Source organism: Metabacillus litoralis (genome assembly GCF_007994985.1).
Classification (GTDB): Bacteria; Bacillota; Bacilli; order Bacillales; family Bacillaceae; genus Metabacillus; species Metabacillus litoralis.
In genome coordinates this window covers 261,542-283,167 of the sequence record NZ_VOQF01000001.1, presented here as the reverse complement: position 1 = coordinate 283,167, position 21,626 = coordinate 261,542, and the positions used below count along the sequence as shown (strand labels likewise).

At 30.2% G+C, this 21,626-nt stretch carries 36 protein-coding genes; 33 read left to right on the top strand and 3 right to left on the bottom strand.

Annotated features, from left to right (window positions below; all coding sequences use genetic code 11):
* Nucleotides 1–29 precede the first annotated feature (29 nt).
* The 14 genes from FS935_RS01545 to FS935_RS01480 all read left to right on the top strand — a co-directional run bounded on the left by FS935_RS01545 (nt 30) and on the right by FS935_RS01480 (nt 7,148).
* Entirely contained in the window at nt 30–308 is a 279-nt protein-coding gene (locus tag FS935_RS01545; RefSeq protein WP_146945763.1) for a hypothetical protein, read from the top strand.
* 151 nt (nt 309–459) lie between these two features.
* Nucleotides 460–876, top strand: a complete 417-nt coding sequence (locus FS935_RS01540; RefSeq protein ID WP_146945762.1) for a GNAT family N-acetyltransferase — start codon at nt 460–462, stop codon at nt 874–876.
* Nucleotides 877–938: 62 nt separating this feature from the next.
* On the top strand, nt 939–1,547 hold the full coding sequence (locus tag FS935_RS01535) for a transglutaminase-like domain-containing protein (RefSeq protein ID WP_146945761.1): 609 nt from the start codon (nt 939–941) through the stop codon (nt 1,545–1,547).
* A 146-nt stretch (nt 1,548–1,693) separates the two neighbouring features.
* Nucleotides 1,694–2,332: an NAD(P)-dependent oxidoreductase gene (locus tag FS935_RS01530; protein WP_146945760.1), complete on the top strand. Its 639-nt coding sequence runs from the start codon at nt 1,694–1,696 to the stop codon at nt 2,330–2,332.
* Nucleotides 2,333–2,414: 82 nt separating this feature from the next.
* Entirely contained in the window at nt 2,415–2,735 is a 321-nt protein-coding gene (locus FS935_RS01525; protein ID WP_146945759.1) for a YjcN family protein, read from the top strand.
* Between the two features lie 169 nt (nt 2,736–2,904).
* The gene (locus FS935_RS01520; RefSeq protein ID WP_158638498.1) at nt 2,905–3,189 is read left to right on the top strand and encodes a hypothetical protein; all 285 of its coding nucleotides are present in this window, start codon (nt 2,905–2,907) and stop codon (nt 3,187–3,189) included.
* Nucleotides 3,190–3,284: 95 nt separating this feature from the next.
* A complete protein-coding gene (locus FS935_RS01515; RefSeq protein WP_146945757.1) occupies nt 3,285–3,827 on the top strand; it encodes a GNAT family N-acetyltransferase in 543 nt (180 codons plus the stop codon).
* A gap of 228 nt (nt 3,828–4,055) precedes the next feature.
* Nucleotides 4,056–4,541, top strand: a complete 486-nt coding sequence (locus FS935_RS01510) for a DUF4367 domain-containing protein (protein ID WP_146945756.1) — start codon at nt 4,056–4,058, stop codon at nt 4,539–4,541.
* A gap of 51 nt (nt 4,542–4,592) precedes the next feature.
* Complete coding sequence (locus FS935_RS01505) at nt 4,593–4,772, top strand: hypothetical protein (RefSeq protein WP_146945755.1); 180 nt, start codon at nt 4,593–4,595, stop codon at nt 4,770–4,772.
* Between the two features lie 232 nt (nt 4,773–5,004).
* Nucleotides 5,005–5,199, top strand: a complete 195-nt coding sequence (locus tag FS935_RS01500; protein WP_146945754.1) for a helix-turn-helix transcriptional regulator — start codon at nt 5,005–5,007, stop codon at nt 5,197–5,199.
* The gene (locus tag FS935_RS01495; RefSeq protein WP_146945753.1) at nt 5,199–5,657 is read left to right on the top strand and encodes a DUF3278 domain-containing protein; all 459 of its coding nucleotides are present in this window, start codon (nt 5,199–5,201) and stop codon (nt 5,655–5,657) included. Before FS935_RS01500 ends, FS935_RS01495 begins: the two co-directional genes overlap by 1 nt.
* A 162-nt stretch (nt 5,658–5,819) precedes the next feature.
* On the top strand, nt 5,820–6,476 hold the full coding sequence (locus tag FS935_RS01490) for an HAD family hydrolase (protein ID WP_146945752.1): 657 nt from the start codon (nt 5,820–5,822) through the stop codon (nt 6,474–6,476).
* 85 nt (nt 6,477–6,561) lie between these two features.
* Nucleotides 6,562–6,891 (top strand): hypothetical protein, encoded by a 330-nt coding sequence (locus FS935_RS01485; protein ID WP_146945751.1) that lies wholly within the window; start codon nt 6,562–6,564, stop codon nt 6,889–6,891.
* A gap of 29 nt (nt 6,892–6,920) precedes the next feature.
* Nucleotides 6,921–7,148, top strand: coding sequence for a hypothetical protein (locus tag FS935_RS01480; protein WP_146945750.1), 228 nt, complete (start codon nt 6,921–6,923; stop codon nt 7,146–7,148).
* Between the two features lie 197 nt (nt 7,149–7,345).
* Here the strand turns inward: FS935_RS01480 and FS935_RS01475 are convergent, their stop codons facing one another.
* Complete coding sequence (locus FS935_RS01475) at nt 7,346–8,353, bottom strand: DUF3231 family protein (RefSeq protein ID WP_146945749.1); 1,008 nt, start codon at nt 8,351–8,353, stop codon at nt 7,346–7,348.
* 184 nt (nt 8,354–8,537) lie between these two features.
* On the opposite strand from FS935_RS01475, the gene FS935_RS01470 reads away from it, so the two are divergent.
* The 8 genes from FS935_RS01470 (at nt 8,538) to FS935_RS23305 (ending at nt 13,532) form a co-directional block, all read left to right on the top strand.
* Complete coding sequence (locus FS935_RS01470) at nt 8,538–9,239, top strand: serine hydrolase domain-containing protein (protein WP_240050782.1); 702 nt, start codon at nt 8,538–8,540, stop codon at nt 9,237–9,239.
* On the top strand, nt 9,203–9,565 hold the full coding sequence (locus FS935_RS23810; protein WP_240050781.1) for a hypothetical protein: 363 nt from the start codon (nt 9,203–9,205) through the stop codon (nt 9,563–9,565). The genes FS935_RS01470 and FS935_RS23810 overlap by 37 nt, the downstream gene beginning before the upstream one ends.
* 183 nt (nt 9,566–9,748) lie before the next feature.
* Nucleotides 9,749–10,504 (top strand): GNAT family N-acetyltransferase, encoded by a 756-nt coding sequence (locus tag FS935_RS01465; protein WP_146945748.1) that lies wholly within the window; start codon nt 9,749–9,751, stop codon nt 10,502–10,504.
* A gap of 87 nt (nt 10,505–10,591) precedes the next feature.
* A complete protein-coding gene (locus tag FS935_RS01460; protein WP_146945747.1) occupies nt 10,592–10,873 on the top strand; it encodes a hypothetical protein in 282 nt (93 codons plus the stop codon).
* 16 nt (nt 10,874–10,889) lie between these two features.
* Entirely contained in the window at nt 10,890–11,312 is a 423-nt protein-coding gene (locus FS935_RS01455) for a DUF3237 family protein (protein WP_146945746.1), read from the top strand.
* A gap of 66 nt (nt 11,313–11,378) precedes the next feature.
* The gene (locus FS935_RS01450; protein WP_146945745.1) at nt 11,379–12,134 is read left to right on the top strand and encodes an alpha/beta hydrolase family protein; all 756 of its coding nucleotides are present in this window, start codon (nt 11,379–11,381) and stop codon (nt 12,132–12,134) included.
* 440 nt (nt 12,135–12,574) lie between these two features.
* Nucleotides 12,575–13,000, top strand: coding sequence for a GNAT family N-acetyltransferase (locus tag FS935_RS01445; RefSeq protein ID WP_146945744.1), 426 nt, complete (start codon nt 12,575–12,577; stop codon nt 12,998–13,000).
* Between the two features lie 358 nt (nt 13,001–13,358).
* On the top strand, nt 13,359–13,532 hold the full coding sequence (locus FS935_RS23305) for a hypothetical protein (RefSeq protein WP_158638497.1): 174 nt from the start codon (nt 13,359–13,361) through the stop codon (nt 13,530–13,532).
* 558 nt (nt 13,533–14,090) lie between these two features.
* Here the strand turns inward: FS935_RS23305 and FS935_RS01440 are convergent.
* Entirely contained in the window at nt 14,091–14,591 is a 501-nt protein-coding gene (locus FS935_RS01440) for a GIY-YIG nuclease family protein (protein ID WP_146945743.1), read from the bottom strand.
* Nucleotides 14,592–14,764: 173 nt separating this feature from the next.
* On the opposite strand from FS935_RS01440, the gene FS935_RS01435 reads away from it, so the two are divergent.
* From FS935_RS01435 to FS935_RS01405, 8 genes are all read left to right on the top strand, one after another.
* Nucleotides 14,765–15,262: a GNAT family N-acetyltransferase gene (locus FS935_RS01435; protein ID WP_146945742.1), complete on the top strand. Its 498-nt coding sequence runs from the start codon at nt 14,765–14,767 to the stop codon at nt 15,260–15,262.
* 126 nt (nt 15,263–15,388) lie between these two features.
* Nucleotides 15,389–15,742, top strand: a complete 354-nt coding sequence (locus FS935_RS01430; RefSeq protein ID WP_146945741.1) for a hypothetical protein — start codon at nt 15,389–15,391, stop codon at nt 15,740–15,742.
* Between the two features lie 321 nt (nt 15,743–16,063).
* Nucleotides 16,064–16,603 carry a histidine phosphatase family protein gene (locus tag FS935_RS01425; RefSeq protein ID WP_146946309.1) on the top strand — a complete coding sequence of 180 codons (540 nt, stop codon included), beginning with the start codon at nt 16,064–16,066 and terminating at the stop codon, nt 16,601–16,603.
* A gap of 102 nt (nt 16,604–16,705) precedes the next feature.
* Nucleotides 16,706–16,852, top strand: a complete 147-nt coding sequence (locus tag FS935_RS23300; RefSeq protein WP_158638496.1) for a hypothetical protein — start codon at nt 16,706–16,708, stop codon at nt 16,850–16,852.
* A 130-nt stretch (nt 16,853–16,982) separates the two neighbouring features.
* Entirely contained in the window at nt 16,983–17,654 is a 672-nt protein-coding gene (locus FS935_RS01420) for a hypothetical protein (RefSeq protein WP_146945740.1), read from the top strand.
* A gap of 214 nt (nt 17,655–17,868) precedes the next feature.
* Nucleotides 17,869–18,321, top strand: coding sequence for a MarR family winged helix-turn-helix transcriptional regulator (locus tag FS935_RS01415; protein ID WP_146945739.1), 453 nt, complete (start codon nt 17,869–17,871; stop codon nt 18,319–18,321).
* A 24-nt stretch (nt 18,322–18,345) separates the two neighbouring features.
* Nucleotides 18,346–18,864 carry a spermidine/spermine N(1)-acetyltransferase gene (gene paiA / locus FS935_RS01410; RefSeq protein ID WP_146945738.1) on the top strand — a complete coding sequence of 173 codons (519 nt, stop codon included), beginning with the start codon at nt 18,346–18,348 and terminating at the stop codon, nt 18,862–18,864.
* A 20-nt stretch (nt 18,865–18,884) separates the two neighbouring features.
* Nucleotides 18,885–19,496 carry an FMN-binding negative transcriptional regulator gene (locus FS935_RS01405; protein ID WP_146945737.1) on the top strand — a complete coding sequence of 204 codons (612 nt, stop codon included), beginning with the start codon at nt 18,885–18,887 and terminating at the stop codon, nt 19,494–19,496.
* A 194-nt stretch (nt 19,497–19,690) separates the two neighbouring features.
* Here the strand turns inward: FS935_RS01405 and FS935_RS23295 are convergent, their stop codons facing one another.
* Entirely contained in the window at nt 19,691–19,861 is a 171-nt protein-coding gene (locus FS935_RS23295) for a hypothetical protein (protein ID WP_158638495.1), read from the bottom strand.
* Between the two features lie 243 nt (nt 19,862–20,104).
* On the opposite strand from FS935_RS23295, the gene FS935_RS01400 reads away from it, so the two are divergent.
* From FS935_RS01400 to FS935_RS01390, 3 genes are all read left to right on the top strand, one after another.
* Complete coding sequence (locus FS935_RS01400; protein WP_146945736.1) at nt 20,105–20,443, top strand: HIT domain-containing protein; 339 nt, start codon at nt 20,105–20,107, stop codon at nt 20,441–20,443.
* A 104-nt stretch (nt 20,444–20,547) separates the two neighbouring features.
* Complete coding sequence (locus FS935_RS01395; protein ID WP_146945735.1) at nt 20,548–20,958, top strand: GNAT family N-acetyltransferase; 411 nt, start codon at nt 20,548–20,550, stop codon at nt 20,956–20,958.
* Between the two features lie 126 nt (nt 20,959–21,084).
* Complete coding sequence (locus tag FS935_RS01390) at nt 21,085–21,474, top strand: tautomerase family protein (RefSeq protein WP_146945734.1); 390 nt, start codon at nt 21,085–21,087, stop codon at nt 21,472–21,474.
* The last annotated feature ends 152 nt before the right edge of the window (nt 21,475–21,626 follow it).

Here is a 21,626-nt window from a genome sequence, read left to right as displayed (position 1 = left end):
TGGTAAAATAAGATTGAGGAGGGGTTACATTGAGCTTTAAAATATATAGAATTCTACATCTTGTTTTAACAGGCATTGTTACAATTCCTATAACTATTTTTTTAGCTGCAGGAGCAATAGGAGAAAACTATACTGATAGCTATTTTGTTGATCCTGAACTTCTTTTATTAATCGTCATTTGGTTTATAGGTGCTGTTATTTCATTTCATAACAGGCTTGCCAAATATGGGTTAATTATTAGTGCAATTCCTACAGTTTTATTTGTTGGTGCTTTTCTTTATTCTTTTATAAGTGGATTTTTCGTATAATTCTTTTGCTGAAATGGTTAGTTATTTAAGAGAATAGTTATTTAATTTTGTATAAACATAATTTATAATGTATTAATATACGATTGAAAGGTGGTTGAAAAATATAATAATTTCTGCGACATCATCACATGCATCGGTGATTTACAATTTAATGATGAAAGCATTTTTAGAATACAAAAATGAAGATACCCCATCAAGCGCTTTAGAAGAAACTGTTCAATCTATTTCACAATCATTAGAAAATGGAGAAAAGGCACTAATCGCTCTTGAAGATAATATTCCTGTAGGTATGATTCGATTTCAATTGAATCATGAAGGTTTATATTTTTACCGATTATCAGTTATTCCAGAAAAACAAGGTAAAGGTATTGCAAAAAATATTTTACAACACTTAGAGGAATATGCAAAACAGGTAGATGTAACTACAATTTTGTGTAAAGTTCGTATGAATCTTCAAAGGAACATACAGCTATATAGTTCAGTAGGTTATACATTATACGATGAAGAAATTGTTCATAAGCCAAATGGTGCAAGTATCAAAGTTGTTTCAATGAAAAAAGAGATTTAATTCAAAAATAGAAAGCTGATTATTTAAATTAAGGCCTTTTTTTGAGGAAAGGGGTGCCTCTTATGGAACTAATAATTGAATCATCTAATTTAAACGATTATTTGAAAGAATCTAATGTAGTCAATTTTTCTCACCCTTTAATTGAGGAAACAATTACTGATTTGTTCAATGACAGACAAAAAGAAATAGAAAAGGTTGAGACAGCATATAAATTTGTTCGTGACAATATATCTCACTCTTGGGATATTCAAGGTACAATAGTTACCTGTAAAGCATCAGAGGTTCTGCAATACAAAGAAGGTATTTGCTATGCTAAATGCAATTTGTTAGCTGCTTTATTAAGATCACAAGGTATTCCGACTGGCTTTTGCTATCAACGACTAATGATCTTTGATACACCAAATAAGGGTTATTCACTTCATGCATTAAATGGAGTCTATATTAGGGATTTAAATAAATGGATTCGTTTAGATGCTCGAGGAAACAAGACAGGTGTAAGAGCCGAATTTTCGACTAATGAAGAAATCTTAGCGTTTAATATACAGGAACAATTCGATGAGAAAGATTACCCAACAATTTATACTGAGCCTAATAGGAAAACAATTGACACTTTAGAGGCAAGTACAAATGGAGTGCTAATGTATAAATACCAATTACCAGACAGTCTTTAAAAATATTACTGAGTTCTTTGAAAGTAGTTGTGTTCTATTAAACCATTGAATGAAGGTTTACATATTAATAGTAATATATTTAGATTCATGGAACTAAAAAGGAATTTGAACGTATAACATAACATTATGTTTTATGGGAGGCTATTATGGCTCATTCCTTTAAGGTAGCAATAATTGGTGGGACAGGAAAGGTAGGTCGTCATATTGCAACTAGGGCGTTAGAGAAAGGCTTTCAAGTCCGTATGTTAGTTAGGAATCCTGAAAATTCATCATTTAATGATGAAAGAATGGAGATTGTAAAAGGAAATGTCCAAAATATAGAGGATATACAAAAACTACTAAAAGGCTGCCATGTAGTTATAAATACTTTTGGACAGCCAATCAAAGAGACCCCTATTTATAGCAAAGTAACAGGAAATATACTTGAGGTCATGACTGATGTTAAAATTGATCGATATATTACTGTTTCTGGTGGATCTTTAACTATTAAGGGAGATAAAAAGAGCTTTCATAATCGATTAGGTGCAAAGATATTTGAAAGGCTCTATTCTAATTTGATGAAAGATAAGAAAGAAGAATGGGAAATTCTTAATCGCAATCATTACATAAAATGGACTCTAATTAGACTTCCATTTATAGCTGAAGGTCCCGGAAACGGGTTTATTAAAGAGAATCTTACAGATATGCCAGGTACGAAAATAACGAATCATGATATCGCAACATTTATCATTAACCAAATTGATAATTTGCAGTATGTAAAAAAAGCACCCTTTATCGCAAATTAATAATAGTCATGTTATTTTAACTTTTATAAAGTGAATGTATGTTAGCTTGGGAATTTAGTTGAATAGTGGGGTCTTCAATTTCATGAGAAAATTAATAGCAAAAAAAGAAGTAATCTTCTTAGTTACTGTAGCTGCAATATTTATAATTCTCCATTCAACGCCAAGTATGGCATTACGAACACAAGTGTTATTTATGGGATATCCTAAATCAGCTTTGACTACTAAGATTGTTGATGATAAATACCATAACGAAATGAATCACATTAAATTTGCTGAGTTAAATGCCAAAGCATACACCTTAACAAAACCACCGATTGAGAAAGCTACACAAGGTGAGTTAAGAAACTTCCTAGTTAGGAAATATGGATTCATATACTTAGCAGAATACTATGGAGAAACTTAAAGTATAAGTAGTATATCAGTGTTATATTTGTATGAAAATTTCATTTGAAAGCACTATTCATTAAAAACATGGATAGTGCTTTTCCTCTTTTTTAGATAAAGTAGAAAAATATTCCATAAAGTAAGCAATAATGTTACCATTAAATCATGAAAATTTTTGGGGCGTAAAATTGTTAGATGAAATTAATTGGGAAAATATAATCATTCATTTTGTCTTTTTATGGCTAATTGCACTATTTATCGCTTATATCAAAAAAACATATTTAGCTGTAAAAATAAAATATTACTTTACTATTGCTGCTATTGTATTAGTTTTTCTTAATGTTCTACATTTTATAGGTTATGAATTTTATATCATCTTTAGTTTGATAGAATGGGCGACAAAATTTATCTTGCCATGGGTAGCTTTGTATTGGGTAGTTCGACTAATAAAGGTATTTGAAGCAAAAAGCTAATACACGTGTCTTATTTAGTGCAGTTCAGGCTCTTAGACAAAAGGCATCTTGTTCAATAAGAATAATTGTATAATAGAAGTTGGAGTTGATTTAATGTGGTAAAAGAGACTATTCCAAGTGCTTGGGAAACAAAGCGTCTCACAATAAAAGACTTAGTTGAAGATGAAATTCAACCTGTTCAACAGTTATATGAACAAGGTAGTTTTATACATAAATGGGATGGACGAAGTCTAGATAAAGAGTTTGTTCATCGTTGTTTTACTGTTGGTGACTTACCACCTAATGGAACAAAAGATCGATTTAAAATCCAGGTTATAAGATTGAAAAGTAACGAAATTATGACGGGCTTACTTATAACATATCATGGATTTCCCCAACCTGAAATATTTTACATAAACTATTTATATATTGATAAAGAATATCAGAATGAAGGACTGGGGCATGAGTTAGTTACCGAATTGTTAAGGATATTGCAACTGGAAAAGTATAATGAAGTTCGAGCTAATGTTGCAATGAAAAATTGGCCAGCAGTTAGGTTTTGGACTAAACTGGGCCTTAATACGATTAATGGGTTTTTTGGAGATAAAGAACACGGTGAGAACCAATACGCTGATATAGAATTAATTAAGACGTTTTAAGGAATGAAAGCAAATGGAACACAGAAAAGGTACTTAACAAATTGCATCACAAACAAACTTTAACAACGAAAGTTCATAGTTATTATGAACAATATTGAACTTAATTTTTTCATTTATTTATGATATTTAATACAATTCTGATCAAGTGTTAATAATCTGATTATCAAATGGGTTTTAGATTCAACATTAGTATTAAGAAGAAAATGGAAAATAAAAGGGAGTTTTTTTATGAAAAAAATAGGATTTATGTTGTTGCCTATATTATTACTTGTAATAGGTTGCAGTGGAGGCACAAGTTTAACGGAATTTGATAATACTAAATTAAAGGAAGAATTAAATGACCAAGCATTTCAGCCAAAACTTCCTACTAAGCTTCCTTTTGAGGTTGAAGAAGCAGCTTTCACAACTCCACCTCAGGAACAACAACCAAGTAATATTCTTTCATTTGATTTCTTTGGTTCAGGAGATGAAAATGGTAAAGGAAACCACTTAAGTTTAATGGCTGTTAATGGTGGAAAAGTTGAGTCAAATATAGAATATGAAGATGTTAAAATAGGAGATTTAAATGGAAGTTATGAAGTAAACGATGAAGAAGAAATGATTTTAAATTGGTCAGAAAATGATATTCATTACAGACTAACATTTTACGTACAACAATCTGATAATGAATTAACAAAAGAAGAACTAATAGAAACGGCAAAGTCATTTGAGTAAAAAGTATAATATCATGCTTTTAAATTTAAGGTAAAGAATGGAGATATTCAATTGGGAATAGGAAGATTACTTTTAATAGCCATACTGGCAGGTTTATACTCAGGGGTTTTAGACGAATTTCAATATCATTACGGAATTAATGCAATACTTAGTAATGTTATCTTAGCACTCTTACTATTTGTTACAGCTTACTTTTTAACGAAATGGGGAAGAGAAAGTAAGCCTAATTAAATTTTGTTTGTACAGAGTATTAAGGGTAATCGAAGATGAATTTACCGCTATGACAGCGTTAGATGCTATTTGAATGATTGTACGAAAATAGAAAGAGTGCGATATTTCAATTATAAGAATAGCTAATTCTTATTAAAATAAAATAGTTGATTTGTTAATTGACTTTTTTTATATGAAACGTAATATATATCTTACATACGTTAGATATATATTACAAACTGTAGGTGAATAAATGAAGAATAACGTGAAAATAACACGGGTAAAATTGTCGATGCCTCAACAACAGTTAGCTCAAAGAGTGGGAGTTACTCGACATACGATTGGGCTAATTGAGAAAGGCGAATATAACCCTAGCCTTCAACTTTGTGTTGCCATAGCAAAAGAACTAAACAAAACGTTAGATGAGTTATTTTGGGAGGTTGAATAATGATGAAATCTTGGATATCGTTTTTAATACCTAATGACGAATATAAAGAAAAAAGAGTGTTGTATTTCTTTGCAGAAGGAGCTTTAATTCTTTTCATTTCTCAAATTATCATGTTAATTTGCACTAAGTTTTTTAATATAAGTTCTGAACTTGCACTTTTGGTATCTGTTGCTATTTTTCTTTTTTATACTACAGCAAGGTATATTATATCTGGGATTGAATACACAGATATTACATCAGAACGTTCTTATAAGAGAGAAATAAAAAATATATGTATTAAAACTTGTGGCTTTGTTGTTATCTATATTGTTTTATATTTAATTATTGTTGATATACCAAGTAATCTAATAGGGTGGATGGAGATTATTGGTTTATTAGTAAGTATCGGTATCGTGTGGTTTTTCACTAACTACATTTCTTTAAATCGTTCTTATAAGAAAAACAAGGAATTAATTTAAAAGTAGCTTCAGCAGTAGAGCGCATTTCTAGAAACTTGGAAATGCGCTAATTTCAATTTAAGAATCACTAAAAAAGTGGTTAGTTTTAATGAAAATCTTAAATGATCATGAAATCCGCATGGTAAAATGAGGGAGTTACTAGCTAATGAAAGGAAGCTTAATATGAGCAAATATAAAGTAATTTTATTTGATTTAGATGGAACGATTTCAGATCCCAAAACAGGTATAACTAAATCTGTTCAATATGCGTTACAGAAAATGAACATTAATGAATTGAATCTTGATAAATTAGAATGTTTTATTGGGCCACCACTTCATGTTTCATTTGCTGAATTCTACGGATTCGATGAAGTAAATACACAGAGAGCAATTGATTTTTATAGAGAAAGGTTCAAGAATAAAGGGATGTTTGAGAATAAACTATATTCGGCTATTCCTTTACTTTTAGATTCATTAAGAAAACAGCAATATACTTTAGTTGTTGCAACTTCAAAGCCTACTGTATTTTCTGAACAAATCCTAAATTATTTTGATATTGACAAGTATTTTGACTTTGTTGTGGGAAGTAATTTAGATGGAACAAGATCTTCAAAAACTGAAATTATTCAATACATCATCCAAAAGTACAATGAAAATAGTTTAGATGATTTTGTCATGATTGGTGACAGAAAACACGATATTATTGGTGCAAACAATGCTGGTATTGACTCAATCGGAGTAACTTATGGATATGGTTCGTTAAAAGAACTAAATGACTCTAATCCTACACATATTGTTAATCGAGTTGACGAGATAAAATATATTTTAGGAGTTCTGTAGATTCTTCTAATAATAGAAGAACACGTTAAATGGAGCTTTAGATCCTCATTTTGTCTTGTAAGTATTATGATGGAGGCTCTAATATATGTTCGAGCAATATAATGAAATATTTCTAAAAAAAGAGACACTATTTAAAAGTCAGGGGAGAATGTATTCTTTAACTTTTAATAACAAAATTATTGGAACGATCGAAGAATCTATTGAATCGACAAAAGATATGGGTAATCAGCTGTTAAAGTTAATTACACTTTATAATGTGGCAGGTATAAAGCTTAATATTTTGGATCAAAAAGGCAATTTGATAGGTACTATAATCAAAGAAAAAGGATTTTATAAGGATGTTAAACTGTTGTCAAAGGAGGAAAAACACGTAGCCACAATAAAACCTACTGTCAAAGTGAAACACCAAAAATGACTGTCATTTCTCCAAATGGTGAGGAGTTAATGAAAGCAAATGGAGGATATGGAGCAAGTGATTTTTCTGTTGTTTACAGCAAATCTAATGAAAAAATATCTACTTTAAAGAAACGTTCTTTGGTTAATAACACGCTTACAGAAAATTTGCTAAGTCAAGACGGGTATTACATTAGTAATTTTAACCAAGATTGTTTAACTTCACTTGCTGTAATAACTATGAGTATCATGGTGGACATATACTTTTTCAATAATTAGTTTTATTCGCTTAACTTAGACAAGTACTTGTGCAGAAAAGGCATTTTTAGTTTAGATTACTTTTTGTAAGGTTTATAAGGTACTTAAGGCTAGAAGGAGATAATAGTTATAAGCAAACACTAAAATATTGTTACAAATAGAAAGAAAGTAGACAAAAAAGTAGTGAAAATCACTACTTAATAATTTTACAAGTTTACTTAATTATTTAAGTTTTTATTCTTTAATGCATCACGATCTGTTGCTGTAGGTGGCTGTTCTAGCCATCCGTTTTTAATCATGATATTGGTACCATCTTCACCGTACTTTAGGATTTCCATAATTAATCTTGAATAATGTAAACCTATGTCACGTCTAGGACTTGTACCAATACTCGTTCCATAATGACTTGTGCTTGCAGCAGTCAAGGCAGCAGAATGGAACATGATTAACTTATCAGAGAATGTATAATCTGTGGATTCAGTAGCATGTGTATTCCAAGCCATTGGTGCTGGTAAACTAGATTCGCTTAATATAGACCCAAATATTTCAACATGTTTGGAAGCTATTTTAATTCCTTTTGATAAAAATTCTTTTACATCCTTGTCTTGAGCAACCTGTTGAAACCCAGTTAATAAAGAACGTCCTAAAGCGTTACGCTCTATGTTAAAGGATAAGTTCATTATCTCAACAGACGTTAAAGGTCTTCTTTCTCCAAACCAGCCCGTAAGAAAACTATTTTTAGTAATAAAATCTACTTTGTTTGGAATATTGATTTGTGCTGGTCTCACGTAAAGCCCTTTTTCTAACAAAACGTCAGCCGTTTTGTCATATAGTTGGGAAGAACTTTGAATGGCTTTGATAAAGAAGTTACGTATATCTTTACGAGCAGAGTTACCTAGAGCCAAGCTGTATCCATTTCCTCCTATAAAGGCCATATTTTTAAGATAATAAAGATAAAATTCATCTGAAAACAATCTTGAAGCATCTTTATTAACATCCTGTTTATGAAAACCAACAGGAATTGGGAACTTATTTTTTTCAAATAGATCTGTTAAAAAAAGTAGATGGTTTTGAGAGATCTCTAAAGCAAATTGTAAAAGACCTTTTATATCTTGACTATCTACATTCTTTAAATAATATTGGAGAACACAGTTTGCCATACTATCGTTTATGTAGGTCCCCCAAAGATGAGCGATTTCTGAAGTGGATAGTTTTATATCCCTCATAGTTTCCCCTCCAAATTTCAATTATTTATATTATTAACATAGATTGGAAATTTATTAATATTTTTTGCATTAAAGGAATTTTGCCTTGATGTATGGATTCAAAGTAGAGATTTTATTATTTTTTACAATTATTATTTTTATATCTTCATATCTAAATACGATTAACGGGAAGAGGTACGATATTATGCAACTTACATATCAACATAATAATGAATTTTCTTCAGTATTAAATCATGTTCGTAACACTTTTCATCAAGTACATTGTTCTGGAGCATCGGTGTTTATTATTCATAATGACAGTGTTGTACTAGAAGAATATATAGGAAAACAATCCAATGATAGTGGCGCTAGTATTGTAAACAAAGAAACTCAATTTCACGTAGCATCAGTAAGAAAAAGCTATATTGGTTTTGCTGTTGCTTATGCTCTATACCACAATTACATAGGAGACATAGATGATCTTGTATTGAACTATTTGCCAGAACTTGATGAAATTATTTGGAAGAAAACAACGATTAGACATTTATTGACTCATACACATGGTTTATATTTGGAGCAAGGAATTGTATATCGTGAGCATCCTGCTGGTCAAAGCTGGACATATCGACAAGTTGGTATAGATGCTTTAACTAAAATTGTGAAGAAGACAACCAATAAATCAGTATCTGAGATTATTCATGAGCATGTATTTAGTCCTTTAGGTTTTAGTGAATCAAATTGGTATGCACATAAAGACGATAATCTTGTTGATGTAATTTTGCCTGAAGCTGGAGATGAGAATTGGCAACCAAGTGAAAGCACAGAAGGTGACAAGGCGAATATGTATGTGTCTACACGTGAATTAGCTTATTGGGGGTACTTTCACCTCAACCAAGGAAAGATATAAATGGAAAACAAATTGTTCCAAAAGAAATTTTAAAGGTGGCTACAACACTTCAAAGTCCTGCACTAAAAGATCAAGATTTACCCCAAAATGCTTTCTTATGGTTTGTAAAAGATTTACCTGCTAAGAAAACAGAAATAGGTGCATCAGTTCCTAAAGGATCATATCAGATACTAGGATATACGGGTGTTACTTTGTTGGTCATTCCTGATGAAAATTTAGTCGCAGTTCGCAAGTTTAATAGTTTTGGTTCACCTGAAGGGTATGATTATCTATCTGATGTTAGATCTTTTGGAGACACTGTGATGAATTGTCTGCAAAATCGATAAGGTACTGTTATGATGATTTTATGAGAGAATTTAAAGTAATAAGTAGAAAGTTATCATATAATTACATTATTATACAAAAATGGTCTGGTCTTACATAACATATTTAACCTTTAAAATACCTATTCTTAAAAAGATGTTCACCATTAAAAGAGAAAGTATATGATTAATAGAGGAGAAATAATAATGAAAAATATAACATTTGATAATATTTATAACCTTGGAAAAGTAGTGGCTGAAAATGACCAATATAAACACTTTCATTATACTGAGATGCTGACAAGTTATAGTAGTAACTTTATTGAATTTAAACATCTACCTTCTTTATCTGAATTTTTAGATGCTGAAGAATACTTAAGGGAATATCATTTGAAACGGGGCCAGAATCATGTAAAGTTTACTTTTCCTGATAATGAAAAACCTACATCTGAACTTATATCTTTCTTTAATGATAATGGATATGAAATAGGTTTTATGGAATTATATGCTATTAAGCCACAGCAATTTCCTACTTCAGCAAACAACCCAGATATAGAAGTTGCTTTTGTGACAGATGAAAATATAGAAATATTTTGTAATCTTCAGTATCAACATAATTTGGAGTATGGCAGTGAGTTTGCCGATCAAAAACATGAACTCATAAAACGTCAGTTTAAAAATCAAGATATTCTTCAGATCTTGGCGTTTTACAAAGGAAATCCAGCTGGGTATGTTGTTGTCATAGTTTCTGAAGAAACCGCAGAAATAGACAACCTAACTGTTGATGAGAAGTTCCAAAACAAAGGAATCGGTAGAAAATTACAACAATATGTAATGGAAGCATTTCCTGAAAAAATTGTCATTTTAATAGCTGATGGTGAAGACACTCCGAGGGAAATGTACAAAAAACAAAATTATCAATTTCAAGGATTTCAATATGAAGCTCAAAAGGTATATAAATAGCAGTTCTTATTAGGTGGAAAACATCTAAAACAATTTATCTTATGATATTGAATCTACTAGTTTAAGAGGGGAAAAGGATGTTCTTGAATGAGGAAAATTAACTTTTGGTCATTTATTACGTCTATTATTTGTATAGTATTATTTTTGCCAACTACTTTTTCAAGTGCTATTAATTATTCAATTTTTGGTATAGATCTGATATATCTCATCCTGTATATTACATTAATTAATTTTGTTTTGGCAGTTGTAGGCTTAGGTGGTATTCAAGATTGGAAAGGTTTAGTTAGAAGTGTATCTACGATTATTCTTACAGTAGGCTTAACGGCATTTTTGTTCTTCATTATATTTATTGGGAATTTATTTAGCTAATAGGAGGCTTAGAAGCATGGAGTTTGAAGAAATCTTCACAGTACATGTTCAAATTAACAATACGATCAAACTAACTAATAATGACGGCGATTCAGTAATCATGATTTCTTTTAAAGGTCATGTTTCAGGTGAATATTTTACAGGAGAAATTCTTGATGGTGGAGTTGATACGCAAATTATTGGAAGGTTTGGTGATCGACATACCTTATCAGCTAGATATATGCTTGAAGGGAAAGATTATAGAGGCGAACAATGCAGCATTTATATTGAGAATAACGGTCATGTAAATAATAAATTGAAACATACTTTATTTAGATCTTATCCAAAAGTTATTACAAATAGTAAGTCTTTAGCTTTTTTAAATGATGATATATTAATTGCAGAAGGACTACCAACGGAATCTGGTTTAGATATAAAAATATATAGACTTATGAATTAGTACATAGTTTAGATTATCTTAAGTAAAAGTTAGTAACTAGATCTTTTTTGATGTGGAGGTATTTAAATGGGTAGTTATAAAAAAGAAATTGTGAAGATCAAACATCATGGTAGGGAAATCCATAGCGTTTATTACAGACCAGATAGTAAGAAGAAGTGCCCTATCGTAATTTTCAGTCATGGTTTTAATGGAACAAATATAGATTTTGCGATGAATAGTGACTATTTAGCGAAAAATAACATAGCTGCTTTATGCATCGATTTTTGTGGAGGCTCTATTAATTCGAAAAGTGACCTTAATACAGATGAAATGTCTATATTTACAGAAAAAGAAGATCTATGTGCGGTCATTGAACATGTAAAGAGCTGGGAGGATGTTGATCCTACTAATATCTTTTTGTTTGGAGGAAGTCAGGGAGGATTAGTATCAGCACTAGTAGCGGATGAAAATGTTGAAGTAATTAAAGGACTTCTTTTGCTATTTCCAGCGTTTTGTATTGCAGATGATTGGAATAATAGATTTCCAACACTTGAGAGCATTCCTGATACACACGAAATATGGGGAGTTCAGCTAGGGCGAATTTATTTTGAGTCAATTCATAAATATAATGTATTCGACCATATCGGAAAGTTCAATAAAAATGTACTAATTTTTCATGGTGATCAAGATGAAATTGTGGCACTTGACTATGGGAAAAGAGCAGCACTGTTATACCCACATGCTGCAATTGAAATTTTCCATGGAGAAGGTCATGGTTTCTCAGAAGCAGGTAATAAAAAAGTCAGTGATATGACATGTGAGTTTGTAAAAGCTAATAGTTAACTAGAAAAAAAGTTGTTTTTGCTTATTGAATCTTATCATAAGTTACAAATATTAGAAGTTAAGTTAAAATATGAATTAGATTATAGATAAGGTATAGTCCTTATAGCAAAATTAATACTGAATAAAGGGAGTTGAATATCTTGAATAAAGATATTCAGAAAGATAATTTAAATGAATTTATCAAATATAGCCTTTACGTAATAGTAGGTTTTTTACTTATTCTGGTAGGTTATGGGGTAGGTCATTTTATCGGGAAATTTATCTGCTAATTGTTGTTAATCTCTCATAATTGAAGCGCCTTTTTAATATAAGAAAAGGTGCTTATTTAAGTTTAAGGAAAGAATTTCAGGAAGAAGTAAATGTGAAGGAATATACTTTATTTAAAATGACACTTTATTGGAGTAACTATTAAAAAGAATTGTAAGAGGAGAAATGTAATCATGAATTTACATATAACTGAAGAATTAGATCAACATGCTAAAAAATTTGTAGATGATGAGCTTTACAAATTTAATTTAAAGCACTTTCCAGAAGATTTAGGAGGTCGGTACAAAGAAATTGGTATATTCATTAAGGATGACAGCGGTATTGTTCGAGGTGGGTTAACCGGATCAATTTGTTGGAATTGGTTAGAGATACATACTCTATTTGTAGATGAAGAGATAAGAAAGCATGGATATGGCACTAAATTATTATTACAAGCGGAGAATATAGCTTTAGAAAAGAATTGTGATTTTATTAAGTTAGAAACTTTAAGTTTTCAAGCATTAGATTTTTATCAAAAACATGGATATACAGTGTTTGGGGCATTAGATAATGTAGGTAGAGAACACAAGCATTACTATTTAAAAAAGGATTTAAAGTAGGTAGGTATAAAAGGGAGAATAATTTACCTATTGCTATATAGCTTAATCATTTAATAACACAGCGCTGATTGCATTCATCCTTTTGGATAAACTTATGAACTTGGATAACCAAATTCATTAGCTTATAAATTTTATAATTAGAGTTGTTAGGTTTATTTTCTGGGTAAATCTGTTAAAATAATAGAATATTTTATATTGAGGGTAATAATGAAATATGAAAAAACAAATATATCTTATTTTATTTTTAAAAAGGTTGATGAGATTGAAGATATAAAACAGTGCAACAAGAGTTTTCTTAAAAGGAAAAATATTGAGAAAATTCAAACTGGTCAGGATAATATGGAGATGGGGAGTATAGATGAAATTAAATACACCACAAATAGTTTTTACATCTGCTATTGTTGCTACAATAGTTACAGTTGTAAATTCTTATATAGAATGGGATAAACAAATTTATGTAGGCATTTTCGCAGGTATAACAACAATTATTGCGGCTGTATTTTCTAAGCTGATTTTTAAAGAGATGGATTAGTTTACATTTTTTATTTTACTAAAATAAAAAAAACTTAGTAATGATATTTAATAGTAGAAGCAAGATTATTTCTCCTGAATGTTGAGTAATACTGAAGAAAAATCAAAAGAAAGAGTTTCTAATTTAAAAAAGCACTCAATAATAAGAGTGACAAATGATTAAGAGAAATATGTCATAAAAAATTAATATTTCAATTGAATATAAGTGATTTGTAAAATCCAAGTATTAAGAAAATCACACAGGTATAGGTCTATTAGAAGGAACAAAGGTAAGTTCTTTAACCGGAATTTCCGCCTTTTTTTAGTGAAAGAGGTATGCTGAAACTTGTACAGTAAATATTGACCATAAAAGTAAGGAGCAAGTACATATGTTCTTTTTTAGAATTATTAAACAAACTTTAAAACAAGGATACTATACGATTTGAGTCATTGAACCAAATCTCTTGAAATTCCCTCCTTATAATTATCATATTACAAATTATTGAAGAAATATATATTGAGTTTCTTGGTAGGATACTACACTTTAAGGGTTTTTAAAAAAATATACATACGGATGAACTCACATCCATTTATATATATCATACTCCAGGTTATCTAACTTACTTGTCCACCTTAAACCAGAAATTTCAGGGAGAAGTGATCTGTAATCACCCCAATTCAAGATATGAATGTTTTGAAATTCTATATCTCTCAATGTGGAAATACTTCTAGCGTTATATGCAGGCTTATGAACATAAATTAATAGTCTTTCTGCTAAGTCAATCTCTATGGACCATTCAATTTCAGAGGGCGTATTTGAACCATGAAATCTACCAACATATATTTTTGTGTTGTTAGAATCGTTAGTGTCTAACCAATTTTCTTGGGAAATTCTTTTTCCCAGCGTCTGATAGTCTGCTTTCCCAATATACAATAGGACATCATGGCCATATACAGGGTGGTTACCATAAATTTGGTATATTCCATAATCAGTTTCTTCATTTTTTAACTTAGGAAGGTCATTAATCACATATGGTCCATCCCATTGTATTTGAATCAAACGGTTTGTTGTGATATCCATATTAAAACATCCTTTATATCTTTTATCTAAACTTTATCATAAAAACTAATGAATCTATTAGCATTAATTTCACAATTTATTAATGAATAGGTTATTTGGTAAACGCGAGCTTTTCTATAAAATAAATAGAAACTTTTAAGGATCTTAAAAAATATTAGAGGTGAAAAAGAATTTTGAAAATTAGAGAAATAAATGTAGATGATGCTGAAAAATTTGCACTGCTAAGGAATGAAATTGAAGCAAGCTCGCGATATATGCTTTGGGAAGCAGGGGAAAGATCAGTTGAGGCTGATCAGCAAGCTGAAAAAATAGAAGCTATCCAAAGAAGTGAAAATTCTACTATATTCGTTGCTGAACAATTCGATAAACTTATAGGATTCCTGTTAGCTGTCGGTGGTGGTGCGAACAGAAACAAGCATTCTGTTTATGTTGTAGTAGGAATTTCACTTAATTTTAGAGGACAAGGTGTAGGCAAAAGGTTGTTTGAGCAAATGGAGAAATGGGCTAAGGAAAGAGGAATATGTCGTTTAGAGTTAACAGTTGTTACTTTAAATGAAGCAGCTCTCTCATTGTATAAAAAACAGGGGTTTGAAATAGAAGGTACAAAAAGAAATTCTTTATTTATCGAAGGAAAATATGTTAATGAATATTACATGTCTAAACTTATATGATAAGCATATTAAGAAGTATGTTAATAAAAAATGATTACCAACAATCCGGGCTAGAAGGGGTTTCTAATGTCACTAATGATGTGTTTATGGTAAATTTAGGTTAACAATATAATGTTGGAGGAAATTATGAAAAAAACTTGTTTATTAATCATTTTATGTATCATAACGGTTGGTTGCTCTTCTTTTTCAGATACTAAGCCAGTACCATTACATCCTTTGTTCTCAAACGATGAATCTAAATATTCTTTATTAGTTGTTGACGAAGATGGAGAATATGATATAGGAAATGAATGGAGAGAAAAGAATAAAATCTATAATGTTAAAACTGTTCATGGTAGAAGCTCAGTAAAAGAGATTAATAATCAATATAAATTCATAGAAATAGAAAAGTCTCCTGCTTTTGTTGTCTTTAATACTAAGGATATAGTGTTAAAAACCTACAGTGAAAAGGAATTAATTGATTTTCTCCATAAAAATTGAATTTACATAATAAACACCTAATAAGGTTGCTTGACCATTTTGAAACTGAAAATGGTTATGTAGCAGTTTTTAAATGGTTTGATGGGGAATGTTTACAATCACAATGGTCATTTCCTCCTCCTCACAAATATACCCACCCAGACTCTCCATACTTTCGATTTAGAAAACTATCAATTCAACAAAGATTGAAATCATATAAAAATATATTGGAATTCAATATTTATGTCGAAAATAAAATTTATGTAGCAATCGACTCTTATGATAATTGAAAATAAACCATTTAGTAAATAAAAACAATATTCTAATAGAGGTTGGTTGATGATGAAGAAAATATATGTTATTAGGCATTGTGAAGCAGAAGGACAGTCACCTGAAGCACAACTTACTGGTGTAGGTATGGAACAAGCATTAGCATTATCTGATTTTTTCTCAAATACTAAAATAGACCGCATGATTTCAAGTCCATATAAACGTGCGATTGATTCTATATCTCCACTTGCAAAGAGGTGTAATATAAACATTGAGATTGATAGAAAATTAGCAGAACGGATACTAAGTACCAAAAATCTTCCTGATTGGTTTGAAAAACTAAGAAGTACATTCGATGATCTTGAATTGAAGTTCGAAGGTGGAGAGTCCAGTGAAGAAGCAATGAATCGAATTGTTGAGGTTATAGAAGAAGCTTTTAGAAGAACCAATAAAACTACAGTCATTGTTACGCATGGAAATTTAATGTCATTACTTTTAAGGTATTTTAACAAGGATTTTGGGTTCGAAGAATGGAGAAGGCTTACTAATCCGGATGTATTTCTTTTAATGAATGACAATTATAAAGTAACTTTTCAACGAGTATGGGAATAAAAAAGATAATCATAATGTAAGTTTTGTAATTAAAGTAATGGAAACTTTATCATTTCATACTTTTACTTAAGATGAGATATTGTGAGTAAGGAGTTTAGTGGTTTGCCAAATCGAGAGAACATTGATTATAAAAGCAATATAGAAACAGATGATGCGTGGAATAGAGCAATTTATGGTAGCCCAACTAAGGGTGGTTGTTTAGTAATGATATTAGTTATTATTTTTATATTATGGTTTATGAATAACTAATTAATCTAATGGGTACTTGGGTTTAACAGTGGAGCTGTTTTGACAGCTTCTTTTGTTATTTTTGAACTAAGGGTACAATTGTACAATACGAAATAAGAACATATAATCTAAAATTTAGGAGTAATTTCAGATGAAGTGGTCCAATTGGTTGCAAGGCGGTCCTTTTCTTGAAGTTAGTTTCATTTTGGAACTTAAAGAAAAGAAACAAATAGTAATACAAGATATTATAAAAAAATTATCAACTGTCAGAAATAAAATTGAAGTCGTAGACAAGAACATTAATGAAATAATTGATTTTTTCGATAGAGGTTACTTCTCTGATGATGCAGATCCACTTTCCATTAACTTACACTCATTAAGATTAAGATTGTATGTCTATGTTGCAAGGAAACGAAAGGCAACATTACAAATAGATATGGTATCTGCCAATGCACTCCTCGTTAATTTTTGGTTTTATGCAAGTGAATGTGATGAACCTAAATGGGGCCAAGTTGGTGTTAAAAAAGAAGAGCTTATGGACTTTACGCGTTTTCTTGAAGAGTTGTATTTCGTTTATGAATTTAAAATTGGTGCAACTGCAATAGAAGAAGATGTTCTTAAACTATTTGGGTTTGACGAAGAATACCCAAAAGAATGTTATAGGTTTGAAAACCTGACTCCTTCCTATTTTCTTCATGATCCTTCTCCATTCGTTAATATTATTTGGAATGAAAAGTACAAACAATTAAGCCACATTCCATACAATTACAGAAGGCTTGATAAAGAGGGACTCATTATTGAAACTGGGAGCTTAGATGACTAAATTTAATTTCACAACGGATATTTTCTTAGTTCAAAGAAAAATGAAAAATAGATCATTACCAATCAAGAGCTAACAAAGAAAAGGTTAGGCTGTATGTAAGGTATATATGTTATAAAACCCTTTATTTTTGTTGCAAATACAATAAAAATAATATAAATTAAAAATACAACATTTTTTGTTGCATTTACAACAAAAAATAATTAAGGAGGTTACGATGACGGATATTCTTCGTGAAATTGGTATGATTGCAAGAGCATTAGATTCAATAAGTAATATTGAATTTAAAGAATACGACCTAACAAAAGGGCAGTATTTATATCTTGTGAGAATATGTGAAAACAAGGGAATCATTCAAGAAAAACTAGCTGAGATGATAAAAGTAGATCGTACAACAGCGGCTCGTGCGATCAATAAACTAGAAATGAATGGGTTTATCGAAAAGAAAGAAGATAAATATAACAAAAAAATCAAAAAAATCTTTCCAACAGAAAAAGGAGAAAATGTTTATCCTTATATAATAAAAGAAAATGAACACTCGAATAGTGTCGCATTAGTAGGCTTTGACGAAAAAGAAGTAGAAGAAATGGTCAATCTTCTTCATAGAGTAAGAAAGAATATAGAAAAAGACTGGGAACTCGTCAAAAAGGGGCACAAGAGACTTTATTGATATGAAAAGGGAGTGACATTTTAGGTGACTGTAAAATTAACAAAATGCAATCAAGAAGATTTACAAAGACTCCAAGCAATAAGTATTGAAACATTCAATGATACTTTTAAGGATCAGAATTCAACAGAAAATATGACAACCTATATCCAAAAGGCATTTAACTTAAAACAATTAGAAAAAGAATTAGCCAATCATTCTTCGCAATTCTTTTTTGTTCTTTATAATAATGAAGTCTCTGGATATTTAAAAGTAAATATTAATGACGCTCAGTCAGAGGAAATGGGCGAAGAAACCCTCGAAATTGAGAGGATTTATATAAAGAATAAATTTCAAAAACATGGCCTTGGTAAATCTCTCTTGAATAAAGCTATTGAAATTGCGATGGAACATCATAAAAATAAAGTATGGCTAGGTGTGTGGGAGAAAAATGAAAATGCAACAGCTTTTTATGTGAAGATGGGATTTGTTCAAACTGATGCTCACTCATTTTATATGGGTGATGAAGAGCAAACCGACTTTATCATGATGAAAACACTTTTATAATTTTGTAAAGGGGAATTAAGATGTACATTCCAAAATGCTTTAAAATCACAGATGAAGAAATTTGCCACGACATCATGAAAGACCATAGTTTTGCCACTCTTATTTCCAAACATAATGAAATACCATTTGCCACTCATTTACCCTTAATTTTAAATAAGGATCACACACACTTATATGGACATTTTGCCCGTTCAAATCCTCAGTGGATAGATATTAAAGATCAAACAGTTCTAGCCATATTCCATGGTCCTCATTGTTATATCTCTCCATCTTGGTATGAAACAAACCAAGCAGTGCCTACCTGGAATTACGTGACCGTTCATGTTTATGGAGAAGTAAAGTTTTTAGAGGACGAAAATGAGTTAAAGTCTTCTTTACATGATATGGTGTTAAAATATGAATCTGAAGAAAGTCCATATCAGTTACAGAATGTGGATGCTGAATATCTTTCTAGTATGAACAAAGGAATACAGGGTTTTAAAATAAAAATTAATAAAATAGAAGGAAAAGCTAAGTTAAGTCAAAACCATTCAAAAGAGCGACAAAAGCTAGTTATAAATCAACTCGAAAAAATTCCAAACACAGATGAGCAACAGATTTCCTCTTTAATGAAAGCGAATTTACAAGAGTAATCCTTTATTGTTTATCATTTTATTCAAGAAAATATTTAAACAAGCGCTATTCTTAAAATGAGAGTAAGCGCTTATTTAGATATAGACAGTAGAAGGATATTTTACGATTTATTTAAAATAAGAGTTTAATACTATAAATTTCCTATTAAAAGTGCATTTATTACTTATTACCCAACCTATAAGTGAAACTACAATTATACTTCAAGTGTGTTTTTTACGCTGAAAAGTGGTGAAAATACCAATCCAACAATATATGAGAATAAATTAAATACTTTATAACTGTAAGCTTTGTTTGTTAAATCACCACAATTCTTACAGTACTGATTGTTATTTTGTAATTCCTCTCCGTAATTCTCACAATACATCTGCTTTACCTCCTACGCATTCATGTTAATTAAAAAAATAGAATAAATGGTATTTTATTCAATTCTAATCTTTTACAGAGAACCTGTTATTATATTCTTTCACTAAAGGAAAGTAACCTTAATGTTTTATATTTTATTTAATTAATGAACATTTAAAATTGGATATTTATGTTAAAGTAGAAAAGTAGAATACTTAAAATAAAAAAGTACATAAGTAATGTAGATAGTATGGAGGATAAAACGATGGATTGTGTTTTTTGTAGAATTGTTAATAGAGAAGAACCAGCTGATATTATATACGAAGATGAAGATGTAATAGCTTTTTACGGCTTGCATTTTAGTGCTCCAGTTCATGCGTTAGTGATTCCTAAAAAGCATATAAAAAACATAACGGACATTAAAGAAGATGATGAAAAGATTATATTTAAAATTCATCGTGGGTTACAAGAAGTTTCAAAGATATTGGATGTCAGTAATGATGGCTTCAGAGTAATAACTAATACTGGAAAACATGGTCAACAAGAGATTTACCATTTGCATTATCATATTATTGGAGGGCGCCAATTAACTTGGGAAATGTAGTTGGTATTCAAACCTGTTTGTAGTTAAGGGTGTATTTTGGAAATAACGTGGTTCAAAAATCGACGTGAGATTCTTCAGTATATCTAGAATTTGGGGGAGAATTAATGGAATGGTATAAAGGTGATTTTATGGTTAGTGACAATATTGAACTAATTGATATAGATACTGTTAAAAGGTTACTTTCTACAACATACTGGGCAAAAAATAGAACAATAGAAACGATTGAAATTAGTATTGCTAATTCTCTTACATTTGGGTTATTTCATATTGGAAAACAAATTGGGTTTGCGAGAGTAGTTACAGATAAAGCAACTTTTTCATGGATTCTAGATGTAGTTATAGATGATAAATACAGAGGGAATGGTTTAGGTAAATGGTTAATGGAATGTATTTTTGAACATCAAGAAATAAAATACACCGCTTTTGCTTTGGCCACTTCCGATGCTCATAACTTTTATAAGAAATTTTCTTTTATTAATAATAAATGTATGACTAAACCTTTACTGACAAAATAAGTTAGAAGTGATTTTAGACCTATTTTATTGGAATAAGGTAGGATAATTTATAAGATCAAGAATTGTTTTATATTGTGTGTTTGATTTTTTATAAATATTCATTTATAAAAATAAAGGAGTGTTTTCATGCCTTTAGTTAAGGTGTATCTGAAAAATAGAATCGGTATTGATAAACAATCAATTGCAATTAATTTAAGAAACATTATGCAAAAAGTCTTACATGTACCTTTACAAGATGGACCAGTGATGTTTCTAGAAATTGAGGAATCAAATTGGTTTATGCCTGAAGGATGGGATGAAGAGTTTGTTTTTGTAGAGGTGTTAATGTTTCCAGGTCGGAAAAAAGAAACAAAAGAAACATTAATAGTGGAATTTACAGCTGCTATATCACAATCCTTGAATATCAGTAAAAATTCAATAATAACTACTTTACATGAACCTCACCTTGATAATTGGGGTATAAGAGGTGGAAAGCAAGCATCTAGTGTAGGAATTAATTTTGATTTGGAAGTATAGAAGTTTTCCTTTTATTGCGAAGAATTTTATATTGAGTATCTAAATTGATACACTATTTAGCAGCTGATTATATTACGGGAGCATTGATGAAGTATGTATCAAAATCAAGAAACAAATTGAAAGGGAATATGAATTAGGCAAAATTAGCTAAC

Excerpts from the sequence above, each read along its gene's own strand:
- FS935_RS01540 (WP_146945762.1), top strand. The coding sequence starts at position 460 with ATGATGAAAGCATTTTTAGAATACAAAAATGAAGATACCCCATCAAGC.
- FS935_RS01500 (WP_146945754.1), top strand. The coding sequence starts at position 5,005 with ATGAAGAATAACGTGAAAATAACACGGGTAAAATTGTCGATGCCTCAA.
- FS935_RS01460 (WP_146945747.1), top strand. The coding sequence starts at position 10,592 with ATGAGGAAAATTAACTTTTGGTCATTTATTACGTCTATTATTTGTATA.
- FS935_RS01455 (WP_146945746.1), top strand. The coding sequence starts at position 10,890 with ATGGAGTTTGAAGAAATCTTCACAGTACATGTTCAAATTAACAATACG.
- FS935_RS01395 (WP_146945735.1), top strand. The coding sequence starts at position 20,548 with ATGGAATGGTATAAAGGTGATTTTATGGTTAGTGACAATATTGAACTA.
- FS935_RS01465 (WP_146945748.1), top strand. The coding sequence starts at position 9,749 with ATGAAAAATATAACATTTGATAATATTTATAACCTTGGAAAAGTAGTG.
- FS935_RS01390 (WP_146945734.1), top strand. The coding sequence starts at position 21,085 with ATGCCTTTAGTTAAGGTGTATCTGAAAAATAGAATCGGTATTGATAAA.
- FS935_RS01510 (WP_146945756.1), top strand. The coding sequence starts at position 4,056 with ATGAAAAAAATAGGATTTATGTTGTTGCCTATATTATTACTTGTAATA.
- FS935_RS01530 (WP_146945760.1), top strand. The coding sequence starts at position 1,694 with ATGGCTCATTCCTTTAAGGTAGCAATAATTGGTGGGACAGGAAAGGTA.
- FS935_RS01450 (WP_146945745.1), top strand. The coding sequence starts at position 11,379 with ATGGGTAGTTATAAAAAAGAAATTGTGAAGATCAAACATCATGGTAGG.
- FS935_RS01495 (WP_146945753.1), top strand. The coding sequence starts at position 5,199 with ATGATGAAATCTTGGATATCGTTTTTAATACCTAATGACGAATATAAA.
- FS935_RS23295 (WP_158638495.1), bottom strand. The coding sequence starts at position 19,861 with ATGTATTGTGAGAATTACGGAGAGGAATTACAAAATAACAATCAGTAC.
- FS935_RS01430 (WP_146945741.1), top strand. The coding sequence starts at position 15,389 with ATGAAAAAAACTTGTTTATTAATCATTTTATGTATCATAACGGTTGGT.
- FS935_RS01405 (WP_146945737.1), top strand. The coding sequence starts at position 18,885 with ATGTACATTCCAAAATGCTTTAAAATCACAGATGAAGAAATTTGCCAC.
- FS935_RS01425 (WP_146946309.1), top strand. The coding sequence starts at position 16,064 with ATGAAGAAAATATATGTTATTAGGCATTGTGAAGCAGAAGGACAGTCA.
- FS935_RS01485 (WP_146945751.1), top strand. The coding sequence starts at position 6,562 with ATGTTCGAGCAATATAATGAAATATTTCTAAAAAAAGAGACACTATTT.
- FS935_RS01535 (WP_146945761.1), top strand. The coding sequence starts at position 939 with ATGGAACTAATAATTGAATCATCTAATTTAAACGATTATTTGAAAGAA.
- FS935_RS01415 (WP_146945739.1), top strand. The coding sequence starts at position 17,869 with ATGACGGATATTCTTCGTGAAATTGGTATGATTGCAAGAGCATTAGAT.
- FS935_RS01470 (WP_240050782.1), top strand. The coding sequence starts at position 8,538 with ATGCAACTTACATATCAACATAATAATGAATTTTCTTCAGTATTAAAT.
- FS935_RS01475 (WP_146945749.1), bottom strand. The coding sequence starts at position 8,353 with ATGAGGGATATAAAACTATCCACTTCAGAAATCGCTCATCTTTGGGGG.
- FS935_RS01420 (WP_146945740.1), top strand. The coding sequence starts at position 16,983 with ATGAAGTGGTCCAATTGGTTGCAAGGCGGTCCTTTTCTTGAAGTTAGT.
- FS935_RS01400 (WP_146945736.1), top strand. The coding sequence starts at position 20,105 with ATGGATTGTGTTTTTTGTAGAATTGTTAATAGAGAAGAACCAGCTGAT.
- FS935_RS01490 (WP_146945752.1), top strand. The coding sequence starts at position 5,820 with ATGAGCAAATATAAAGTAATTTTATTTGATTTAGATGGAACGATTTCA.
- FS935_RS01445 (WP_146945744.1), top strand. The coding sequence starts at position 12,575 with ATGAATTTACATATAACTGAAGAATTAGATCAACATGCTAAAAAATTT.
- FS935_RS23305 (WP_158638497.1), top strand. The coding sequence starts at position 13,359 with ATGAAATTAAATACACCACAAATAGTTTTTACATCTGCTATTGTTGCT.
- FS935_RS01480 (WP_146945750.1), top strand. The coding sequence starts at position 6,921 with ATGAAAGCAAATGGAGGATATGGAGCAAGTGATTTTTCTGTTGTTTAC.
- FS935_RS01525 (WP_146945759.1), top strand. The coding sequence starts at position 2,415 with ATGAGAAAATTAATAGCAAAAAAAGAAGTAATCTTCTTAGTTACTGTA.
- FS935_RS01440 (WP_146945743.1), bottom strand. The coding sequence starts at position 14,591 with ATGGATATCACAACAAACCGTTTGATTCAAATACAATGGGATGGACCA.